Origin of the sequence: Kitasatospora sp. NPDC094015 (assembly GCF_040304075.1) — a bacterium.
Lineage (GTDB): Bacteria > Actinomycetota > Actinomycetes > Streptomycetales > Streptomycetaceae > Kitasatospora.
Window position 1 is genome coordinate 1 of the sequence record NZ_JBEOUL010000072.1, and the last position, 5,902, is coordinate 5,902.

Sequence of the window (5,902 nt, forward strand, 5' to 3'; positions counted from 1 at the left end):
GCGGCGGCGTGCTGTGCCCGGCGCTCGACGCCGTCCCATGCCGACCGGGGCGCGCTCGTCCGGCGCGCGGTGTCGTCCCACTCTGCCGCGCTCGCAGTGCTGTGCGACTCCAACTCGTTCACGGCCATCTCCTTCGTCTCGTATGCCGTGCGGGACTGACGGACCCGGAGAGGGCGGGCAAAGGGCTGCCCGGTGGTGCTCCTGATGGTTCGTCGGGCCGCACGGTAGACGCCTGAGAGCGCGAGTCAACCCCCTCGATCCCGGCTCCGGCGGGGACCAGGTCGACGTGCCCACGCGCGTGCCTACACCATCGAGGGCGCCAGTCAACCCCTGTCGACCAGCGGTAATTGATCTGCCCCGCGCATTCCTTACACCATCCAGGGCACCGGTCAACCCTGGCAACCAGCGAAGCTGCGGCACCGACCGCCGGATGTCACCGGCAGGCTCCGACCGAGGGCTCGGCCCAGTCTCAGAAAGCTGCCGCCCCGTCCACTGGGGTGCGCAGCGTTCTGAACGGCAGCCGGCCCCGGTAGTTGGCGTCCGGGGCGAGGAGGGCGGCTCGGAGCGCAGTGGAGGACCGGCCGGGGTGCCCCACAGCGGATACCCCCGAAGTGATCACTTCAGGCGTCGCCGCGAGGGCATCCGGCGACAGGAGGCGGTGGGCAAGGAAGCCATACCACCCTGTAGGCGGATTGACACAATCCGCTACTTTCTTCGGCCCCGGGCTAAACGTTCGGCGCTCTCTGCCGAGATGCTGTCACCAGACGTCACGACGCCCCCACGGAATGACACGTTCGAACTGAGAGGTACATCCGTGAACACCCTCCCCCGCCCCGTCGTCGCCGAGCCCGTGCCCACGGCCCCCCGGCCCCGGCCGCGGGCTCTGCCGGCCGGAGCCCGCCCGGGTGCGAAGTCGCGTCACCGCCCGGCGGCCGCCGCATGAACCACGACAATACGACCGGTACCGTCTTCGACGGCGCCCAGCCGCTCGTCAGCATCGAGTTCGATGCGTTCTACGAGCTCTACCACCAGCGCTACCTGGACTACGCCCGCGCCCAACTCACCCTCAACGAGCCCGAGGACATCCAGGAGCTGGTGGAGACCGTCTTCGTCAACCTTGGCGAGGACTGGGACCGCATACTCCAGCGCCCCAACCCCGCCGCCCACGCCTGGGGCGCGCTGCGCTACGTGGTCGACCACGAGCACCGCCACCGCGGCGAGGTCCTCAAGCTCGTAGAGAGGGCCGTCTTCGTCGAAGCCGAGCGCAACACCGTCCGCTCCATGTTCGGGGCCCTTGAGGACAATCTCGGCATCCTCCAGGCCCTCAAGCAGCTCCCCGCCCGCCAGTACGACGCGCTGCTGCTCACCAAGTTCCTGAATTACACCGCCGAGCAGGCCGGCGACGTCATGGGCGTCAACGCGAAGACCATCCGCGCCCTCGTCCACCAGGCCCGCGCCAGGCTCACCCCGAATCTGCTGCACGTCGCCGCCCCCGTCACAGAGAAGGACTGAGCACGGTGAACTCCGAACTCGACCACCTCGCCGCTGCCGCGGCCCCCTTCGCGCGATTCACCGGATATGACCCCGTTGAAGGCCGTCGCCGGATCGCCGCCAGGATCGAAGCCCGACGCGCCGCCGCGAGCCGACAGACCGCTCCCGCCTGCCGGCAGATCCAGCACCAGGCCGAGTGCGAGCTGCGCAACCTCGCCACCCGCGTCATCAACCACATCGCCGCACCCGCCCAGCTCGACGGACTCGTCAACTCCCGCGACGTCGACCCCATCGGCGGCCTCGTCTTCGCCGCCCTGCTCTACCTCAGCGGCCACCCCCGCAACGCCCAGTTCTGGTTCGAGTTCGCGGCCGGCTCCGGCGACAGCACTGCCTCCTTCAGCCTCTATCTCCACCACGCCTCGGTCGGCGAGCTGCGGGAAGCCGAGCACTGGCTCGAGCAGACCACCCAGCTGGCGAACCAGTCCGACGGCGGCGTCCCTCCACGACCGTCCATCCCGCCTGTCCACGCCTACATGTTCGACACCCAGTGGCACGGCCAGAACATTGCGGACGACACCAGCGACCTGCCCCGTCCCGACCTGCAACTGCGCAAGACGGTCGACCACCTGCGCATCGTCCTCGAGGACGAGCAGCTCGGCTCCTTCGTCCTGCCCACCTCCGAGGTTGCCGAACAGCTCCACGACCTGGTCTGCCCGTAGACCCGACACCTTCCCGCCGAACGGAGAAGAGCACCATGTCCACCGCCCTGGAGAACACCGCGCTCATCGCGACGGCCGGCGCCGCCTGGTACTCGGTGGCAGTCACCATCGCCGCCGTTACCGCCGTCGCGGCGCGCACCACGGAACGGCGCCGCGACGCCCGCGAAGTCCTCAAAGTCCTCGTCCGTCGCAACCGCTGAGACGGAGCGACCTGCCCTACCGGCCTTGTTCAGCCGGCCGACGACGAGCTCGCCAACCCGATGTCAACCTTGCTGTGCCGGGGAGCCGTCGCCCGGCTGCAGCGTCAGGTCCTTGTCGTCCCGCCCTCTTGGCAGGTCCCTCGCCTAGCCCGAGGGGGGCCCGGTGCTGTCGCCGCGGCGGTGCCGTCCCAGCCCGTACCCCGAGCCGAGACGGGCTGGCCGCCGAGTCACACTCCACCGGGCGGGCGTTCGGCTGGTAGGCGCAGCCCGGGTCAACCTGTTGCTGAGCAGGGCGGAGGCGCTGTTGTCGGGATCCGCGCGCCCGGAAAGTGCGGTTGGGCAGCGGGCAGCCGAGGCCTGCCCGCACCTACCAAGCCACGCCCAGCGCCTCCAACTGCGCGAGCTGTTCCGGGGTGAGCTTCGCCCGGCGGGCCTTCTGGTTGTTGAGCCAGGTGCCCAGCGCGAAGTGCGACACCACCACCTTCTCCTCCGCACCGGGGCCGGCCTCCGCGGTCTCCACGGGCTCCTTGTGCGGGCGGGGGACCCGGGGATGCCGCTCCCGCTCAACGAACTGGGCGAGTGCCGCCAGGCCCTGCGCGAACCGGTCCGTACGCGACACCGCCGGCTTCGCCTCCGCCGCAGCCTTCGCGGCCACCAGCTCCTGGTCCTCCTCGATCCCGATCGCCGCCAGCAGGTCCTGCTGGTCCTCCTCCAGGCCGGGCCAGCCGGCGCGCTGTGCCTGGACCCAGCGGCCGAGCTGCTCACCCTCGAACACGGTATCCGCGGGCAGCCGCGGCCAGTCGACCTGGCCGTCGGACTCCAGCCACCACTGCCGGGCGGTGGCGTAGGCGCGCTGCCAGGTGACCGGCCACACCGGGCACCAGAACGGGTCGATCTCCTCCAGCGCGCGGCGCCGCTCCGGCGAGAGTGCCCCCGGCTCGCCGGCCGGCACCTGGGCGGCGGCCCGCAGCTCCGACAGCCACGTGCCGATCGCGTACCCGCCGACCGACGCCCGCGCCGGCGCCGCCAGCGACCCGCCGTGGCCCTTCGCCCAGACCCGCGCCCAGTCCAAGCCGGCCTCGAAACGGGCGTCGGAGACGGACCAGATCATCCCGAACCCGTCCAGCTGCGCCACCCGCCATGACGCCAGTTCACCGGCTGCATTCTCCGATCGGCGATCCGACAACCACTTTCCCAAAGGGTAATTCCCGTTTTCTCCAACGAGCGCGGAATAGGGAACGTTGAGGGCCCCGGTCTCCTCATACCACCGCTGCGCGTGGCCGATCGCCTCGCGCCACAACTGCGTCTCACTCGTCAGCACCCGCGAGGCGATGAACAACGCCAGAACGTCATCACCCGGGTCGCTCTCGAACCGCACCGGCAACGTGAACGCACCCGTCCCGCCAGCACCCCCACCGCCGCCCTCACCAGGTGCGAAGGCCGCCTCAGCGCTGCGCCCGGTGGTCCGCTTCCCGGACTTCTGGGGCACTGCGAGGGCCTCGACCATGCGGGTGTCATGTGACCTCAAAGCGGTCAGGATTTTGACGAGCCCACCATAGCTGTCCGACTCAAGAATGTCCCCGGGCTTCTCCCCGGGCTTGAGGAAGACGGGCACGATAAGGCTTGCCACCTTGCCCTCACCAGGCTTCATCCGCAGAGCGCGGCCGACGGCCTGAACGATATCGACCATGCTGCCACGGCCCATGAGAAGGATCGAATCAGCATTCGGGATGTCGACGCCCTCGCCCATGATCTTGCACTGCGAGATCACCCGATAGCTCAGACCGTCGTCTTCCTCGCCCTGCCCGAACCCGCCGATGACCTCCTCACGGAAATCCACGGAGTGCTCACCGGAGAGCCACTGAGCCCAGATTTCCTCAGGATATTTCTCCGGGTCCGACAGGTGCAGCCGCTCTACCGTCTGATTCAGCGTCTCACTGAAGTACCGTGCCTCGAGGGTGCGGTTGTGGAAGGTGATGGTGCGCTTCAGACCGCGTTCCGCGGCCACCTTGAGGAGGCCGGCCTGCATCGCGGCCAGGTGCTCGGCCGGCACCTCGTCAGCGCTCCCGTCCGCCGCCTCTCCCACCCCGGCCCCCCAGGGCACCGGCTGCTTCCCGGCGGCATCGCGATCGGCGAGCGGGTCGCGCAGCTCCAGCACCACCACCTCGAACGGCGCCAACAGGGATTTCTCGATCGACTCGGCCAGCCCTAGAGAGAACACGTGGGGCCCGTAGACACGCATGTCGTCCATGGACACCGCAAGCTCCTCCGGCAGCGGCTGGTGGGCCCCTTCGCGGGCCTTGAGCATCCGCGTCGGCGGCGCCCAGATACGCGGGGTGGCGGTCATGTAGCACCTGCGGGCCGCCGGGATGGACGCCTGGTCGTGCACCACCGTCCACGACTTCTCGACACTGCCGGAGGACCGGTGCGCCTCGTCGCAGACCATCAGGTCCAACTCGGGCAGCAGCTCCTGCTTCTCCCGGGCCCAGTAGGCGTAGGCGTCGCGTACCGCGCCCACCGAGGCGTAGGTGGCGAACAGCGTCAGTGGCCGCCGACCCCTGGACGCCCGCGCGATCCAGTCCCCGACGATCAGCCCGCTGGTGGAGGCCAGCACCCCGGCCGGAAGTTCCTTCTGCATCAGGGAGCACACCGCGTGCATCTCCCCGGCCCGGCCGGCCTTCCGCCAGGAACCCATCATCTGAAGCAGCAGGTTCAAGGTGGGCACCACCACCAGGACCACGCCACGGGGCGCCAGGCGCTGCCCGGCCACCGCCCCCACATACGACTTCCCGGTGCCGGTGGCCATCTGCACCGTCACCCGCAGACCGTTCGGAGCCACCTGCCCAGGACGCAGCGTCAGGCCCCGCACGATGGCCTCCAGGGCCTCCTCCTGGTGCCCCCGGAGCGAGATGCCGGCGGCAGGCTGAGCGGCCACCAGGCCGGGCTTTACGACGTTCACGAAGACGTGTCTCCCCTCACCCATTCCCGAGCCCACACACGGGACCACGCGGGAAATTCTGACAGTTCCCTACTGATACATTCAACGGGCTGACAAGAAAACCAGCCGACCGGAATGCGAGCACCCGTTTTAATCGGCCATTCGACAGGATATCAGTTTCCGGTCAAGGAATCCGGCGAATACCCGAATCAGCCGGGTCCGGACCTCACTTCCGGCGGGATCACCTGACGTCCAAAGACTGATACACTGAGGGTCATTGCTCACCCCGTCAGGGTAGCGCACCCTGCCCTCCGATGGGGTCGAAACAGTGGTCTAGACCGTAGACTAGGCCACTCTGAGAGGAGTGAAGTCGGCCCGCACGCGCCCCCGACGCCCGCCCCTGCCTCTAGTCGGCCTGTCGTGAGTTCAGCCAAAAATGCAGTTCAGCTACTTGAACGAGCATCAGCCCGAGCGGGGCCGGCGGAGCGGAGCGACCCGGCCGCGCAGGCCCGGCGGAGCCGGGCCGACCTGACCGAAGGTCAGGTCACGGACAC

General features: G+C 69.2%; 4 protein-coding genes. 3 read left to right on the plus strand and 1 reads right to left on the minus strand.

The window, feature by feature from the left end; genetic code table 11:
* Positions 1–939 precede the first annotated feature (939 nt).
* Genes ABT014_RS34255 through ABT014_RS34265 form a run of 3 tightly spaced genes read left to right on the plus strand, consistent with a single transcriptional unit; the run spans position 940 to position 2,410 of the window.
* A complete protein-coding gene (locus tag ABT014_RS34255; RefSeq protein WP_350643730.1) occupies positions 940–1,512 on the plus strand; it encodes a sigma-70 family RNA polymerase sigma factor in 573 nt (190 codons plus the stop codon).
* Positions 1,513–1,517: 5 nt separating this feature from the next.
* On the plus strand, positions 1,518–2,210 hold the full coding sequence (locus ABT014_RS34260) for a hypothetical protein (RefSeq protein ID WP_350643732.1): 693 nt from the start codon (positions 1,518–1,520) through the stop codon (positions 2,208–2,210).
* 35 nt (positions 2,211–2,245) lie between these two features.
* Positions 2,246–2,410 (plus strand): hypothetical protein, encoded by a 165-nt coding sequence (locus tag ABT014_RS34265; protein WP_350643734.1) that lies wholly within the window; start codon positions 2,246–2,248, stop codon positions 2,408–2,410.
* A 367-nt stretch (positions 2,411–2,777) separates the two neighbouring features.
* Here ABT014_RS34265 and ABT014_RS34270 read toward each other — a convergent pair whose 3' ends face one another.
* A complete protein-coding gene (locus ABT014_RS34270) occupies positions 2,778–5,369 on the minus strand; it encodes a DEAD/DEAH box helicase (protein ID WP_350643736.1) in 2,592 nt (863 codons plus the stop codon).
* Positions 5,370–5,902 lie beyond the last annotated feature (533 nt).